Source organism: Pseudomonas sp. B21-010, from assembly GCF_024749325.1.
GTDB lineage: Bacteria > Pseudomonadota > Gammaproteobacteria > Pseudomonadales > Pseudomonadaceae > Aquipseudomonas > Aquipseudomonas kilonensis.
Map to the genome: position 1 here is coordinate 4275558 of NZ_CP087198.1, position 15111 is coordinate 4290668.

A 15111-nucleotide genomic window follows, 5' to 3' on the forward strand; every position below is an offset into this window, starting at 1 on the left:
CAACCGTCAAAACCAGTGAGAATCCTATGAATCTACGCCGAATCTCGTCGGCTGGAACGCTCATGCCCGCCCCATCGACTATTTGAAGAACCCCGCCCGATACCCTGCTGTCAATCCGTTGCCACTCACACTGCCAGCCTGTTACCCACGTGAAGTCTCGAATTTGATAGTCGCCGGTGGCGCTTTGGCATTGAGCGAGTTTCTTGTTGGAGAGGTCAAAGGCAAGAAATATGGGGCTTGGATAGCCGAGCAGCTGAGTATCGTCGAGGCTCAGACCTTCTTTTAGGTTGATGGATGCTACAAGTGCTTTTGCTCGTCGCTTGCGCCGTATCAAGTGCCATATGGCGAGGCAAAAAATAGAAACAGAAGCCAGGAAGAGCTGACGTCCTTCGGCTGAAAGCTTATCGGGCCAAAACGCTATCATGCCCCACAAGAGTCCTATCGTCGTAAGCCCCGATAACCAGGCGGCGGGGATCACTACACTGTTAGCGAGGCTAGCTCCGAGCGTCCTCAAACAGCTTGTCATAACTGCATCCAATATCATTCATAGAAGAACTCGTAGGTTATCACTCACAGAGCGCTGACTTATGGGAAAAGGGGAGGGATTTATTTTCTAGTCGGCTGTTGATCCAAGCGAATCCATTCGACGAAAGCTCTCAGCGCAAAAAATAAATCTACCCCTTTTTTCGTCCTTTTTTCCCTTCTCATTCGACTTGACCAGCACACGAGGTAGTGAGCACCAGCAGAGAACGGCCAGAAGTGGTCACCTGAAATGCCCCGACCTTCACATCGCCTTGGAAGAGATCGCATGTGCCAACCCAAAACGTGCCTTGAGCAAACGCGGCTAGGCGCGTTCATGCCGCTATAGTCGACTCTATTGCCGACCGTACTTCCAGGAGCCTTTCCCCAGTGTCTGACATGTCGACCAACTTCGCTTACACAAAACGCTTCAACGCCGTCCTCGCCTACATTGATGAGAATCTCGAAGGTGATCTGTCGGTGAATACGTTGAGCCATGTGGCGAACTTTTCGGCATTTCACTTCCATCGACAATTCACCGCGTTCGTAGGCGTGCCTGTTTCACGTTATGTGCAACTGATGCGATTACGACGCGCGGCGCATCGCCTGGCCGCCGTCGCTGATTACTCGGTACTGGAGGCCGCACTCGGTGCCGGCTTCGAAAGTCCGGAAGCATTTAGCAGGGCGTTCAGGCGGGCGTTCGGTATGACGCCGAGTGCGTTCAGGAAGGAGCCGAACTGGCAGGTCTGGAATGCGGTGTTCGCAATCCCTCATTTTTCCAGGACTATCATCATGCAGATACGAATCGTGCAATTCCCTGAAGTCAGGGTCGCAGCATTTGAACACTGCGGGCCCGCCGGGCTCGTCAACGAGAGCGTGCGCAAGTTCATCGAGTGGCGTAAGCAGAGCGGACAGTCGCCGGTGGCGTCGAGTCGCAGCTTTGGCATTCCCTATGGCAACCCCGATACGACACCTGCGCAAGCATTCCGCTTCGCAATCTGCGGCGAGATTCACGAGGCCGTGGCGCCGAATGAGTTCGGCGTGCGCGAAATCGTCATTCCCGGTGGTCGCTGCGTCGTGGTACGACATGTGGGGTCACCGGATCACATCGGCGAAACGATCTATCCGATTTACCGCGATTGGCTTCCTGCCAGTGGAGAGGAACTTCGTGACCAGCCGCTGTTCTTCCATTACCTGAGCGTCTATCCCGAGACACCGCAGGATCACTGGCAAACTGATGTGTATGTTCCGCTGCAATAGCGGGGCAAGCAGCTTTCGACCCTGAACTGACGTCGGATGGAAAGGGGAAAAGGGAAAAGGGAAAAGGGAAAAGGGGACGGATTTATTTTCTAGCCGGCAGCTAGTTAACCCAAGCGAATCCATTCGATGGAAGCTCGCAGCGCAACGAAGCAAAAAATAAACTGTCCCCTTTTTCGTTTTTCGCTGCTGAAACAGTACGTGGCATCTAAAAATTTATCGAGGCCCGCGAAACTGATGATTCGCATCCCCACTCACGATGGATAAAAAATACTCTTTGAATGCGTCTTCGAAAACACCTGAAGCAGGAAATACACTTACAGAAATATCAACAAAGCTGAATTGATAAATTCTATTCAAAACATCACAGACTTTAATCATATATTTGGCAGGATGTTCCTCATCAAAACCCGTAGGAGTAAACCCGTCCAAATATATTTGCTGACAATCGCTTTGCAAATTACGCATCTGCATACTACCTGACAACTGCATAGCAGTTATTACCCACCGATGAATTCCTATTGATTTTTTATACCCACCATGAGAAAAATTACCCAAAGCAACATAAGTACTCTCCCAAGAACGCAGGCACTCTCCAGTGCCTATAATTGAGAATGACTTAGTTAAATCTCTATTATTGGGAAAAATATCATCATAGAGCTTTGCACCATTATAGAAAACAACCCCCAAATCACGCTCAACCTGCTGAAGAAGCTCATCGAAGTGTTTCTTGTGGGAGGTCAACTCGTTAAATCTAGTCGCACTGCGACTTTGGATTGCTGCGTCCTTCGAAATTTTTGCACTTTGCCAAGCTGCTACCGCCGCAGCAAATGTTCCTATAGCAGAAACTATTCCCACAAAATCGGTCATACTTATTTTGCCAGGGATAATTTTAAAAAAAATACCCCCTGCTATAAACAGTCCAAAACTGACACACCAAACTACCCAATCAGGTCCTCGCCGCACTCCATGCCCCCCTCATTCAAAAACTTTAAAAAGTAGTAACGAAAAAAGGGACAGATTTATTTTCCAGCCCGCTGTCAGTTGATCCAAGCAAATTCATTCGATGAAAATTCTCAGCGCAGCGAAGCAAAAATAAATCTGTCACCTTTTCCCGTCACCTTTCCCCACTGCTTTCTCACAGAGCCTCCATAACAGGATCAAGCGAAGTCAACTCCTTTCTTTTCATTAACTACCATATTGGAGTTAAGAAATGGGCCGTTGTAAGTGCTGGATTGAGAGCAAATATTTGATCTACAGTTAAATTTTGCACAGGTAAAGCCTGTGCAGCTGGCAAACCAGAAATCGCATTATGCCCAAAAGTAACTGTGTCATACCCAACTCCAGTTGCAATTGCCACATGCGCACTGTATCGCGCGTTCGCCCCACTAAAAAGAACAAAATCGCCTGCTAAAGGCGTATTTTGCCACCAAATCCATTGCCAAACTCCATAGTTATTGTACGATCTCAACCCGCCAGCGAATGCATTATTTGGTACCGCCTGACCGGCAAGAACCTGAATAAGCCCATCTGATACCGCAATTATTCTATCCAAGGCAATACTAGCTCGCCGCGCACCTAGAAATGGAAATTCATAGCAGCTGAAAGCATATGTAAGATCACGCATTGGCCCAAAAATACAACTCTCCTCTAAAAGAGAAGACTTACCAGGAAGCCAACTAAACTGCTGACCGACGAGTTGACCCAATGTGTTAGCAACTGCTCCAGCCGCCATAGCGCCATGCTCCTATTATAAATTTATCTGAACCGCACTTTGGTGCTAGCTATCATGACTATCGACTTTGTTATAGATCACTTTATCGCGCACAGCCAGGACCAATTCACACTAATGAGACATGGGCCTTCATGCCTAGACCTGCTCCACGGAGCGGTCTGTGGTGCTGCAGTTCAAGAAAAGATATTGACGAGCACTTATCAGCGACCGTGCAGGCTTCAAGCCAATGGGTGGCAGCGTCCTGGACCTGCTCCGCTACGACCGGGATCAGATGGCCGAAACGCTCAAGGCCGCAGAAGCACAACCGAAGCGCAGCGCTTGGCGGATGAGCGTTCGGCGCTTCTGCGCTGGCAACTAGCTCGGAGAAACTGGGGACAGACCACTATTTGAGCTCACTTGCAATCGGCCCATCTTGGCCTGTCGCCGTTCTCCTTCTGAAAGGAGAGCCACGGGTACCGCCCCCCCCTGCTCGCTCGCGCAGAGGCGGCCTTTCTGCGATCTGGTAGCTTCAGGACGTATTCGCGCACAACCTGAAGTCGCCCTCCCTTTATCCGCCGCAACGCAAAAGCCCCGATCCAAGTCGGGGCTTTCTCGTTTCTGCTAGACGCAAAACCCCCTCGACGGCGGGCTGTGCTTATTAGTTTTTGCAAAGCACCTGCGGAGCCGCAGCATGCGTCAGCTTTTGTGGGACCACAATGGAAGTGCCAGGCACCGCGCTCAACTCGAGAACCGCCAACATGCAAATTAGCGCTGGCTCGCCATCTTCGCTTGGTCTGCTATCCACCCCTACCACCGCTTCGTAGTCTTTCCCTGGTTCCAGCTTGTAAACGAACGCCTGGCCACCACAGGCCCGGTAAGAGCTGCCGTTGCCCGCGATGGTCGCGCCCTGAGTCGCAATCTGGAATGGCAAATCCGTCCTGACGCGATACTCGGTTACGACCTCTTTGTAAGCCCCTTCCCCCATCCGAATTGCAGGGACATACTGGATAAGACTGGGCCAAACTCTTTTCGGTATGCCAATGCTCGCCGTCTTCAGGGGATACTGCGGATAGTTGATGCTCGCTGTACCGTCCTGCCCGAAACGTCCGGCTTCAGCCATCTTATGCCGGGTAGCAGGAGCACAACTGCCAACGACGCTATCTCCGTACACATCAGAGTTCGTGATAAGGCGAACACGCGCCACTCCCTCTGATTGAGCAGGCTCTTCGTATGGAACTGAAGGTATTCCAGAGCAACCAGCAAGTGCTAAAGCAAGAAAAGTTACGGAAGTGACAACCCGCATGACCATGTCCTTATGTGTACGCCAACAAAAAAGGGCCCACCTTTCGGTGAGCCCTTCTAGACCGCCCAGCAGAGCGGATTTTGTTTGGTAGGCGCGATTGGACTCGAACCAACGACCCCCACCATGTCAAGGTGGTGCTCTAACCAACTGAGCTACGTGCCTGCTGTGAGGCGGCATTCTACGGAATTCCGGAGGGGTGTCAACACCTTTTTTTCACCTAACCCTATGAATATGCAAAATATTTAATTTCGCCGATGCGACGAAGATTTGGCGGTGGCTGGCGGCCGATTTTTATCTCGGGTAGGATCGCTGCATTCGTAAAAAATATAAAACAGAGGTTGCAGAATGGCGAACACATCCTATCCAGCGTCCTATTACGCCGCATCGGCCAACCCGGTTCCTCCGCGCCCTGCCCTGCAGGATGACGTCGAGACGGATGTTTGCGTGATCGGCGCTGGTTACACCGGCCTGTCCTCTGCGCTGTTTTTGCTGGAGAACGGTTTCAAAGTCACCGTGCTTGAGGCCGCCAAGGTCGGCTTTGGGGCTTCGGGTCGTAACGGCGGGCAGATCGTTAACAGTTATAGCCGCGATATTGATGTGATCGAACGCAGCGTCGGTCCTCAGCAGGCGCAGTTGCTGGGCAACATGGCGTTTGAGGGTGGACGAATCATTCGCGAGCGGGTGGCGAAGTATCAGATTCAGTGTGATTTGAAGGACGGTGGTGTATTCGCCGCCCTCACCGCTAAACAGATGGGCCACCTGGAGTCGCAGAAGCGTTTATGGGAGCGTTTCGGGCATACCCAGCTGGAGTTGCTGGATCAGCGGCGCATTCGCGAGGTGGTGGCTTGCGATGAGTATGTGGGCGGCATGCTCGATATGAGCGGTGGGCATATTCATCCGCTCAACCTGGCGCTGGGCGAAGCAGCGGCTGTGGAGTCGCTGGGCGGGGTGATTTATGAACAGTCGCCAGCAGTGCGCATCGAGCGTGGTGCCAGCCCGGTTGTGCATACGCCACAGGGTAAGGTCAGGGCCAAGTTCATTATCGTGGCGGGCAATGCTTACCTGGGCAATCTGGTGCCGGAGCTGGCGGCCAAGTCGATGCCTTGCGGTACGCAGGTAATCGCCACCGAGCCGCTGAGCGATGAGTTGGCGCATAGCCTGCTGCCTCAGGATTATTGCGTCGAAGACTGCAACTACCTGCTCGATTACTACCGACTGACGGGCGACAAGCGGCTGATCTTCGGCGGCGGCGTGGTGTATGGCGCGAGGGATCCGGCGAACATCGAGGCGATCATTCGGCCGAAGATGCTCAAGGCATTCCCGCAACTCAAGGATGTGAAGATTGATTACGCCTGGACCGGAAATTTCCTGCTGACGCTGTCGCGTCTTCCGCAGGTCGGGCGGCTGGGGGATAACATTTATTATTCCCAGGGCTGCAGCGGCCATGGCGTGACGTATACGCACCTGGCGGGCAAGGTTCTGGCTGAGGCGCTGCGTGGTCAGGCTGAGCGTTTTGATGCGTTTGCGGACCTGCCCCACTACCCTTTCCCTGGCGGTCAGTTGTTGCGTACGCCGTTTGCGGCGTTGGGGGCTTGGTATTACGGGTTGCGGGATAAATTGGGGTTCTGAAGCCGCCAACAACAAGGGCTGCTTCGCAGCCCAGCGGGAGCAAGCTCCCTCGCCACGGGCTTGTTCCAATCTTTCAAATTCCGAAAACAAAAAACCCCGGTCTTTCGACCAGGGTCTTTGCTATCGACTAGAAGTAGCTTTGCAGCTTTCTTCTTAGCTTCAAGGCGTTCAGTGGGCCTCGAAGCAGATATGGCGCAGCGGACGGGACTCGAACCCGCGACCCCCGGCGTGACAGGCCGGTATTCTAACCGACTGAACTACCGCTGCGTATCGCTATGGACTTGCGCCCAGTTAACTCGTCTGATCCAAACCCTTGGGCTTGAATCTCGAACCAGGCGAACCTGCTTCGGAAAATATGGCGCAGCGGACGGGACTCGAACCCGCGACCCCCGGCGTGACAGGCCGGTATTCTAACCGACTGAACTACCGCTGCGCGTCGGTGGAGGCTTTTGACAGCTTCCGTCTTGCTTTCGCAAAACTCTCGTAAAACATGGTGGGTGATGACGGGATCGAACCGCCGACATTCTGCTTGTAAGGCAGACGCTCTCCCAGCTGAGCTAATCACCCTTTGCTTCGTTGAGGCCGCGAAATTTACGCAGGTACCGAAGCTAAGTCAATAGCAGGGTTGAAGTTTTTTCAAAACAGTTCAAACGGCACCCGCAACTGCACTTACGTATAAATCATTTTCTTGGTCATGCCGCCGTCCACCACGAACTCCTGCCCCGTGACAAAACCGGCATTGCGCGACAACAGCCACGCCACCATCGCCGCCACGTCCTCTACCGTGCCTACCCTGCCCGCTGGATGCTGGGCGTGATCGGCGTCGGTCAGCGGCTCTGCGCGACGCTGAGAGGGATCACGCGCGTCGATCCAGCCAGGGCTGACGGCGTTGACCCGGATCTCCGGCCCGAGACTGATTGCCAGGGCATGAGTCAGGGCCAGCAAGCCGCCCTTGCTCGCCGCATAGGCTTCGGTGTCGGGTTCCGATTGCGCGGCGCGGGTCGAGGCCAGGTTGACGATGGCGCCGTTGTGAGCGCGCAGATACGGCGCGCAGTGCTTGGCCAGCAGCATCGGCCCACCCAGGTTCACCGCCAGGACCCGATTCCAATAAGCCAGGTCCAGGCTTTCCAGGGTGATGTTGTGCGGATCGGCGATAGCCGCGTTGCACACCAGCGCGTCGAGCCGCCCGAACTGCCCGAGCACCTCGGCGATACCGGTGGCGACCTGCGCCTCATCCGCCACGTCCATGGCGATGAACCAGGCATTGTCGCCCAGGGTCTTCGCCACCTTGGAACCGCGCTCGCGGTCCAGGTCGGTCAGCACCACCTGCCAGCCTTCACAGATCAACCAGGCAGCGATGCCCAGGCCGATACCCCGTGCGGCGCCCGTAACCAGTGCAACCCGGCCATGAGTGCCGCTCGGCGGCGTAGCCAGCTCGATCACAAGGCCGCCAACCCGCGGGCCAGGTCGGCTTGCAGATCGGCCACGTCTTCCAAACCGACCGCAACGCGGATCAGGCTGTCACGAATACCCGCCGATTCACGTTCCTGGGGCGACAGGCGACCGTGGGACGTGGTGCTCGGGTGGGTGATGGTGGTCTTGCTGTCACCCAGGTTGGCGGTGATGGAAATCAACCGGGTCGCGTCGATGAAGCGCCAGGCGCCCTCCTTGCCCCCCTTGACCTCGAAGCTCACCACAGCGCCGAAACCGCGTTGCTGACGCAAGGCCAGGTCATGTTGCGGATGGCTCTTGAGGCCGGCGTAATGCACTTTCTCGATGCCGTCCTGCTGCTCCAGCCACTCGGCCAGGGCCTGGGCGTTGGCGCAATGGGCTTTCATGCGCAGGCCGAGGGTTTCCAGGCCCTTGAGGAAGATCCAGGCGTTGAACGGGCTGAGGGTCGGGCCTGCAGTGCGCAAAAAGCCCACTACTTCCTTCATCTGCTCGCTACGACCGGCCACCACGCCACCCATGCAACGGCCCTGGCCGTCGATGAACTTGGTCGCCGAATGCACCACCACGTCCGCACCCAACTTCAGCGGTTGTTGCAGCGCCGGGGTACAGAAGCAGTTATCGACCACCAGCATGGCGCCCTTGGCGTGGGCGATTTCCGCCAGCGCGGCGATGTCCACCAGCTCGGCCAGGGGGTTGGAAGGCGACTCGACGAACAGCAGCTTGGTATTCGCCTTGATTGCCGCATCCCAAGCGGACAGGTCCGCCAGGGGCACGTAATCGACTTCCACGCCAAAGCGCTTGAAGTACTTTTCGAACAGGCTGATGGTCGAGCCGAAGACGCTGCGCGACACCAGCACGTGGTCGCCAGCGCTGCACAGGCTCATCACCACGGCCATGATCGCGGCCATGCCGGTGGCAGTGGCCACGGCTTGCTCGGCGCCTTCCAGGGCGGCAATGCGCTCCTCGAAGGCCCGTACGGTCGGGTTGGTGTAGCGCGAGTAAACGTTGCCCGGCACTTCGCCAGCAAACCGTGCGGCTGCATCGGCAGCGGTGCGGAACACGTAGCTGGAGGTGAAGAACATCGGATCGCCATGTTCGGCTTCCGGTGTACGGTGCTGACCCGCGCGAACCGCCAGGGTATCGAACGCTACGCCTTCAAGGTCGCTGTCCAGCCGACCGGCATCCCAATCCTGACTCATGCTGTCACTCCTGAAATCGGTTTAAACGCAAACCGGCCCCTCAGGGCCGGTTGGTTAATCAGTTGTTGTACAGATCGATGATCGCGCTGACCGCCTGAGTCTTGGCCTTGGACGCATCGTTACGTGCGTTCTCGATCTTGTTCAGGTAGGCCTCGTCGATGTCGCCGGTGACGTACTTGCCGTCGAATACCGCGCAATCGAAGTGCTCGATCTTGATCTTGCCGCCACCGACCGCTTCGATCAGGTCCGGCAGGTCCTGGTAGATCAACCAGTCGGCGCCGATCAGGTCGGCCACGTCCTGGGTGGTACGGTTATGAGCGATCAGCTCATGGGCACTCGGCATGTCGATGCCGTAGACGTTAGGGTAGCGCACGGCCGGGGCCGCAGAGCAGAAATACACGTTCTTGGCGCCGGCTTCACGGGCCATCTGGATGATCTGCTTGCACGTGGTGCCACGCACGATGGAGTCGTCCACCAGCATCACGTTCTTGCCACGGAATTCCAGTTCGATGGCGTTGAGCTTCTGGCGTACGGATTTTTTCCGTGCTGCCTGGCCCGGCATGATGAAGGTCCGGCCAATGTAGCGGTTCTTCACGAAGCCTTCGCGGAACTTGACGCCCAGGTGGTTCGCCAGCTCCAGGGCCGCGGTGCGGCTGGTGTCCGGGATCGGGATGACCACGTCGATGTCATGGTCCGGACGCTCGCGCAGGATCTTGTCGGCCAGTTTTTCACCCATGCGCAGGCGGGCCTTGTAGACCGAGACGCCGTCGATGATCGAGTCCGGACGCGCCAGGTAGACGTGTTCGAAGATGCACGGGGTCAAGGACGGGTTGGTCGCGCACTGACGGGTGTGCAGCTTGCCGTCTTCAGTGATGTAGACCGCTTCGCCCGGAGCCAGGTCGCGAATCAGGGTGAAGCCCAGCACGTCCAGGGACACGCTTTCGGAGGCGATCATGTATTCGACGCCTTCGTCGGTGTGGCGCTGGCCGAACACGATCGGGCGGATACCGTGGGGATCGCGGAAGCCGACGATGCCGTAGCCGGTGATCATCGCCACCACCGCATAGCCGCCGACGCAACGGTTGTGCACGTCGGTCACGGCGGCGAACACGTCTTCTTCGGTAGGCTGCAGCTTGCCGCGCTGGGCCAGCTCATGAGCGAAGACGTTGAGCATCACTTCCGAGTCGGAATTGGTGTTGACGTGGCGCAAGTCAGATTCGTAGATCTCCTTGGCCAGTTGCTCGACGTTGGTCAGGTTGCCGTTGTGCGCCAAGGTGATGCCGTAAGGCGAGTTGACGTAGAACGGCTGGGCTTCAGCCGACGTCGAGCTGCCCGCGGTCGGGTAGCGCACGTGGCCGATACCCATGTGACCGACCAGGCGCTGCATATGGCGCTGGTGGAACACATCACGCACCAGGCCGTTGTCCTTGCGCAGGAATAACCGGCCGTCATGGCTGGTCACGATACCGGCAGCGTCCTGGCCGCGGTGCTGGAGCACGGTTAGCGCGTCATACAGCGCCTGATTGACGTTCGACTTACCGACGATACCGACGATGCCACACATGCGACGCAACCCCTACTTAATGGATCTGAACTGAACACACTTACTGCGGCGTTTTGGCCATCGGCAAGAGGTGTTCCTTGAACGGTATTTCAGCGGGTACGCTGATACCGCTGGCAAGCCACTGACTGCTCCAACCCAGGATCAGGTTTTTGGACCAGTCTGCGACCAATAAAAATTGAGGCACGAGCCGGGACTCCTGCCACCACGTATCCTGCTGTACCGGCCCCAGGCTCAAGAGCCCGACGGCCACGACCACCAGCAACGCGCCACGCGCCGCGCCAAAGGCCATGCCCAGGAACCGGTCCGTCCCGGAAAGCCCGGTGACGCGAATCAGTTCGCCGATCAGATAATTGATCATTGCGCCAACCAGCAAGGTGGCGATAAACAAGATGGCACAGCCCGCGATCACGCGAGCCGACGGAGTTTCGATGTATCCGGCGAGGTACTGGGACAGCGAACCACCAAACATCCAGGCCACGACTCCCGCGATGATCCAGGTCAGCAGCGAGAGGGCTTCCTTGACGAAGCCGCGGCTCAGACTGATCAATGCGGAGATGGCGACGATCGCAACGATCGCCCAGTCAACCCAGGTAAATGGCACGGTGCAGCCTACAGACGGATAAGGCGGCGCATTTTAGCAGAGCGCAGGGCTGTCGGTAAGCTGCACGATTCAAATCAGCTAAATCGCTGTCAACCGCGCTCTGGCTGGAAGCGCACCACAAAACCCTTGAGGTTCTGCTGGCGGCCGAGCAGATCACGCAGGCGGTCGGCTTCGGCACGCTCGATCAGCGGCCCGACAAACACCCGATTCTTGCCATCAGCGGAACGGATGTAGGCGTTGTAGCCCTGGCTGCGCAGGGTTTTCTGCAAGTTCTCGGCACTTTCGCGACTGGTCAGGCTGGCCAGTTGCACCGACCAGCTGACCGACAGGCCATTGGCATCCACACGACTCTGCGTGGTGTCCGGCTTGGTGGGCGCAGCAGTGATCGGCTGGCTCGGGGCCGGCTTGATAGCCGGTGTTGCTGGAACAGGCACCGGCGCGACAGTCGGTTTGCTTGGCGCGGCGGGGGCAGGCGTGGCAGGTGCAGGTGCAGGTGCAATCGGCGTAGAAGGCACCGCAGGCTGCTCAGCCAATTCCTCGTCGCTTGGCACAGGCTCCTGAGGCAACGCCTGGGGCTCGGGCACCGCCACTGGCTCGACTTGCACAGGCGGCACCGAAGGCGCCTGGGGCGCGGCCGGCGCGTCGACCGTGACCTGGCGTTGCTCGTCCTGACGGGAAAACAGCATTGGCAGGAAAATCACCGCCAGGGCCACCAACACCAGGGCCCCGACCATGCGCTGCTTGTACGCCTTATCCAGCAATGCCATCTGCAGCCTCCTCCGTGGAGCGCCGGGCCAACCATTGAAGGGCCTCGGCAACACAAAAAAATGATCCGAACAGCAGGATTTCATCATCGGCCGTCGCCAGGGCGCACTGCCCTTCCAGCGCGGCGGCCACGCTAGCGTAGGCTTGCACTGAAGCGCCATGGCGCTGCAAGGCTTCCTGCAGCTCAGCCGCGGTACGCGAGCGCGGCGAATCCAGTGGCGTCACCGCCCAATGCTCGACACTAGCACCCAACGCCTCGACAACGCCATCCAGATCCTTGTCGGACAGCAGCCCGAACACCGCCAGGCGCCGCCCCACCACGGGCCGCCGTGCCAGGCGCTCGGCCAGGTACTGCGCCGCGTGAGGGTTATGGCCGACATCCAGCAACAGGTTCAGACGCTTGCCTTGCCAATCGAACTGACGACGATCGAGGCGCCCGACCACACGGGTCGCCTGCAGCGCCTGGACGATTTGCCCGGCATCCCATGGCAAGCCCAGCAACAGGTAGGCCTGCAGCGCCAGCGCGGCGTTTTCCATCGGCAGGTCCAGCAAGGGCAGATCGTGCAACTCCACCGGATTGCCCTGCAGGTCGCTGCCGCGCCATTGCCAATGCTGCTCGGTCATCGCCAGGTCGAAATCCCGCCCGCGTAGAAAGAACGGGCAGCTCAATTCGCGAACCTTGTCCAGCAACGGCTGGGGGGGATTGAGATCGCCGCAAAGCGCAGGCGCGCCCTGGCGAAAGATGCCGGCCTTCTCGAAGGCCACGGATTCGCGGGTATCGCCCAGGTAATCGGCATGGTCCACGCCAATGCTGGTGACCAGGGCAATGTCTGCGTCCACCAGGTTGACCGTATCCAGCCGTCCGCCCAGGCCCACTTCCAGCACGACCGCATCGAGACCGGCACGGGCAAACAACCAGAACGCCGCCAGGGTGCCCATCTCGAAATAAGTGAGGGTTGTATCGCCTCGCCCGGCTTCCACCGCGGCAAAGGCTTCACACAGCTGGGCGTCAGTGGCTTCGACGCCGTTCACTTGCACCCGCTCGTTGTAGCGCAGCAGGTGCGGCGAGCTGTAGACACCGACGCTCAGCCCCTGGGCTCGTAGCAGCGAAGCCACGAAGGCGCAGGTCGAACCCTTGCCGTTGGTGCCGGTGACGGTGATGACCCGGGGCGCCGGCTTGGCCAGTCCCATGCGGGACGCTACCGTTTGCGAGCGCTCCAACCCCATGTCGATGGCCGATGGATGCAACTGCTCGAGGTAGGCAAGCCAGTCGCCCAGGGTGCGTTGGGTCATAGCCCGGCAGGCACTGGCGGAACCACGATCGGCTCGATCGGTGCGGCGACGAATTTCGGCGTCGGCAGACCCATCAGTTGTGCCAGCAGGTTGCCCAGGCGCGGACGCAGCTCCTGACGATGGATGATCATGTCGATGGCGCCGTGCTCCAGCAGGAACTCACTGCGCTGGAAGCCTTCCGGCAGTTTTTCACGCACGGTCTGCTCGATCACGCGCGGGCCGGCAAACCCGATCAAGGCTTTCGGCTCGCCGACGATCACGTCGCCCAGCATCGCCAGACTGGCGGAAACACCGCCGTAGACCGGGTCGGTCAGCACCGAGATGAACGGAATGCCTTCTTCGCGCAGACGCGCCAGCACCGCGGAGGTCTTGGCCATTTGCATCAGGGAGATCAGCGCTTCCTGCATCCGCGCACCGCCGGAAGCGGCGAAGCAGATCATCGGGCAACGGTTTTCCAGAGCGTAGTTGGCGGCACGAACGAAGCGCTCACCGACGATGGCGCCCATGGAACCGCCCATGAAGGAGAATTCAAAGGCCGAGACCACCACCGGCATGCCCAGCAGGGTGCCAGTCATGGATATCAGCGCGTCTTTTTCGCCGGTCTGCTTCTGGGCAGCGGTCAGGCGGTCCTTGTATTTCTTGCCGTCGCGGAATTTCAGGCGATCCACTGGCTCCAGGTCGGCACCCAGCTCAACACGGCCTTCGGCATCGAGGAAAATGTCGATACGGGCACGCGCGCCGATGCGCATGTGGTGGTTGCACTTGGGGCAAACGTCCAGGGTCTTTTCCAGCTCGGGACGGTACAGCACCGCTTCGCAGGATGGACATTTGTGCCACAGACCTTCAGGCACCGAGCTTTTCTTCACCTCGGAACGCATGATCGAAGGGATCAGTTTGTCTACCAACCAGTTGCTCATGCTTTCTTTCTCCAGTACCGGCGGCCCGAACGCTTTGGTTCGCGGCCCCGCGTATGCCCTTGAGCTAAATTCATTGTGCGGCGAGTCGAGGGGCCGCCACGGTCAGTGCAAGACATGACCTGCGTGCAACCCAACCTTCCTCAGCCATCCCGGCAACCGCACGGCGGCTACCACTTCGCTATCGGCCCACCCGGAGGCGGCGCCTGCCTGTTTTGTACAGTGCTGGTATGGACGGCGGCAGTCTGCCAGCCGTCACATTGACGACTGGCTACTGCGCACAGCGGCCATGAATGCACGAATCTTTGCAGGGTCCTTGATGCCCTTGCTCTGCTCCACGCCTCCGCTCACGTCCACCGCGTAAGGGCGAACCTGGCGAATGGCCTGGGCCACGTTATCCACGGTCAGGCCACCGGCCAGGATAATCGGTTTGTCCAAGCCTTGGGGCACCAGCGACCAATCGAACGCTTCGCCGGTCCCTCCGGGAACGCCTTCCACATAGGTGTCCAGCAAAATGCCGCTGGCACTGGCGAACGCTGCGCAACTGGCGGCAATGTCATCCCCGGCCTTGACCCGCAACGCCTTGATGTACGGACGATGCCAGCCTTCGCAATCGGCTCGGGTCTCGTCGCCATGGAACTGCAACAAGCCCAGCGGCACCGCATCGAGTATTTCGCCCAACTCGCAACGACTGGCATTGACGAACAGGCCCACGGACGTCACGAACGGCGGCAAGGCCTCGATGATCGCCCTCGCCTGCTGCACCGTCACCGCGCGCGGGCTCTTGGCGTAGAACACCAGCCCGATGGCATCGGCCCCGGCCTCGACAGCCGCCAACGCGTCCTCGACGCGGGTGATCCCGCAAATCTTGCTGCGAACGACCGGCATGGTGGGTAAAACC

Annotated in this window: 13 protein-coding genes and 4 tRNA genes; 2 read left to right on the top strand and 15 right to left on the bottom strand. The window is 58.3% G+C overall.

Translation table 11 applies throughout. The features are described from left to right. Positions 1-909: 909 nt before the first annotated feature. Positions 910-1779, top strand: a complete 870-nt coding sequence (locus tag LOY50_RS18835; RefSeq protein WP_253476502.1) for a GyrI-like domain-containing protein — start codon at positions 910-912, stop codon at positions 1777-1779. A gap of 213 nt (positions 1780-1992) precedes the next feature. Here the strand turns inward: LOY50_RS18835 and LOY50_RS18840 are convergent, their stop codons facing one another. The 4 genes from LOY50_RS18840 to LOY50_RS18855 all read right to left on the bottom strand — a co-directional run bounded on the left by LOY50_RS18840 (position 1993) and on the right by LOY50_RS18855 (position 4955). After that, positions 1993-2646 carry a hypothetical protein gene (locus tag LOY50_RS18840; protein WP_253476504.1) on the bottom strand — a complete coding sequence of 218 codons (654 nt, stop codon included), beginning with the start codon at positions 2644-2646 and terminating at the stop codon, positions 1993-1995. 322 nt (positions 2647-2968) lie between these two features. Continuing rightward, the gene (locus LOY50_RS18845; RefSeq protein ID WP_253476506.1) at positions 2969-3511 is read right to left on the bottom strand and encodes a hypothetical protein; all 543 of its coding nucleotides are present in this window, start codon (positions 3509-3511) and stop codon (positions 2969-2971) included. A gap of 637 nt (positions 3512-4148) precedes the next feature. After that, the gene (locus LOY50_RS18850; RefSeq protein ID WP_258688852.1) at positions 4149-4793 is read right to left on the bottom strand and encodes a hypothetical protein; all 645 of its coding nucleotides are present in this window, start codon (positions 4791-4793) and stop codon (positions 4149-4151) included. Positions 4794-4878: 85 nt separating this feature from the next. Beyond that, positions 4879-4955 (bottom strand) — tRNA-Val (locus LOY50_RS18855). Positions 4956-5138: 183 nt separating this feature from the next. Between LOY50_RS18855 and LOY50_RS18860 the strand changes: the two genes are divergently transcribed. Beyond that, the gene (locus tag LOY50_RS18860; RefSeq protein WP_186651544.1) at positions 5139-6422 is read left to right on the top strand and encodes an FAD-binding oxidoreductase; all 1284 of its coding nucleotides are present in this window, start codon (positions 5139-5141) and stop codon (positions 6420-6422) included. A gap of 190 nt (positions 6423-6612) precedes the next feature. Here the strand turns inward: LOY50_RS18860 and LOY50_RS18865 are convergent. The 11 genes from LOY50_RS18865 to LOY50_RS18915 form a co-directional block, all read right to left on the bottom strand. Beyond that, a tRNA-Asp gene (locus tag LOY50_RS18865) sits at positions 6613-6689 on the bottom strand. An 89-nt stretch (positions 6690-6778) separates the two neighbouring features. Beyond that, positions 6779-6855 (bottom strand) — tRNA-Asp (locus LOY50_RS18870). Between the two features lie 58 nt (positions 6856-6913). After that, positions 6914-6989, bottom strand: a tRNA-Val gene (locus LOY50_RS18875). 102 nt (positions 6990-7091) lie between these two features. After that, a complete protein-coding gene (locus LOY50_RS18880; protein ID WP_214510515.1) occupies positions 7092-7865 on the bottom strand; it encodes an SDR family oxidoreductase in 774 nt (257 codons plus the stop codon). Then, positions 7862-9073 (bottom strand): O-succinylhomoserine sulfhydrylase, encoded by a 1212-nt coding sequence (locus LOY50_RS18885; protein WP_214510514.1) that lies wholly within the window; start codon positions 9071-9073, stop codon positions 7862-7864. The genes LOY50_RS18880 and LOY50_RS18885 overlap by 4 nt, the downstream gene beginning before the upstream one ends. A gap of 58 nt (positions 9074-9131) precedes the next feature. Continuing rightward, on the bottom strand, positions 9132-10637 hold the full coding sequence (gene purF, locus LOY50_RS18890; protein WP_003203840.1) for an amidophosphoribosyltransferase: 1506 nt from the start codon (positions 10635-10637) through the stop codon (positions 9132-9134). 40 nt (positions 10638-10677) lie between these two features. Next, positions 10678-11238, bottom strand: coding sequence for a CvpA family protein (locus LOY50_RS18895; protein WP_003179770.1), 561 nt, complete (start codon positions 11236-11238; stop codon positions 10678-10680). A gap of 89 nt (positions 11239-11327) precedes the next feature. Beyond that, positions 11328-12005, bottom strand: coding sequence for an SPOR domain-containing protein (locus LOY50_RS18900; protein ID WP_258688853.1), 678 nt, complete (start codon positions 12003-12005; stop codon positions 11328-11330). Continuing rightward, positions 11989-13296 (bottom strand): bifunctional tetrahydrofolate synthase/dihydrofolate synthase, encoded by a 1308-nt coding sequence (gene folC / locus LOY50_RS18905; protein ID WP_258688854.1) that lies wholly within the window; start codon positions 13294-13296, stop codon positions 11989-11991. Before folC ends, LOY50_RS18900 begins: the two co-directional genes overlap by 17 nt. Beyond that, entirely contained in the window at positions 13293-14213 is a 921-nt protein-coding gene (gene accD, locus LOY50_RS18910) for an acetyl-CoA carboxylase, carboxyltransferase subunit beta (protein WP_018610823.1), read from the bottom strand. Before accD ends, folC begins: the two co-directional genes overlap by 4 nt. A gap of 252 nt (positions 14214-14465) precedes the next feature. Beyond that, complete coding sequence (locus LOY50_RS18915; protein WP_258688855.1) at positions 14466-15098, bottom strand: phosphoribosylanthranilate isomerase; 633 nt, start codon at positions 15096-15098, stop codon at positions 14466-14468. Between the last annotated feature and the right edge of the window lie 13 nt (positions 15099-15111).

Bases quoted from the DNA above. Each gene is read 5' to 3' on its own strand.
- LOY50_RS18840 (WP_253476504.1), bottom strand. From the start codon at position 2,646: ATGACCGATTTTGTGGGAATAGTTTCTGCTATAGGAACATTTGCTGCG.
- LOY50_RS18845 (WP_253476506.1), bottom strand. From the start codon at position 3,511: ATGGCGGCTGGAGCAGTTGCTAACACATTGGGTCAACTCGTCGGTCAG.
- LOY50_RS18850 (WP_258688852.1), bottom strand. From the start codon at position 4,793: ATGCGGGTTGTCACTTCCGTAACTTTTCTTGCTTTAGCACTTGCTGGT.
- LOY50_RS18860 (WP_186651544.1), top strand. From the start codon at position 5,139: ATGGCGAACACATCCTATCCAGCGTCCTATTACGCCGCATCGGCCAAC.
- LOY50_RS18885 (WP_214510514.1), bottom strand. From the start codon at position 9,073: ATGAGTCAGGATTGGGATGCCGGTCGGCTGGACAGCGACCTTGAAGGC.
- purF (WP_003203840.1), bottom strand. From the start codon at position 10,637: ATGTGTGGCATCGTCGGTATCGTCGGTAAGTCGAACGTCAATCAGGCG.
- LOY50_RS18900 (WP_258688853.1), bottom strand. From the start codon at position 12,005: ATGGCATTGCTGGATAAGGCGTACAAGCAGCGCATGGTCGGGGCCCTG.
- folC (WP_258688854.1), bottom strand. From the start codon at position 13,296: ATGACCCAACGCACCCTGGGCGACTGGCTTGCCTACCTCGAGCAGTTG.
- accD (WP_018610823.1), bottom strand. From the start codon at position 14,213: ATGAGCAACTGGTTGGTAGACAAACTGATCCCTTCGATCATGCGTTCC.
- LOY50_RS18915 (WP_258688855.1), bottom strand. From the start codon at position 15,098: ATGCCGGTCGTTCGCAGCAAGATTTGCGGGATCACCCGCGTCGAGGAC.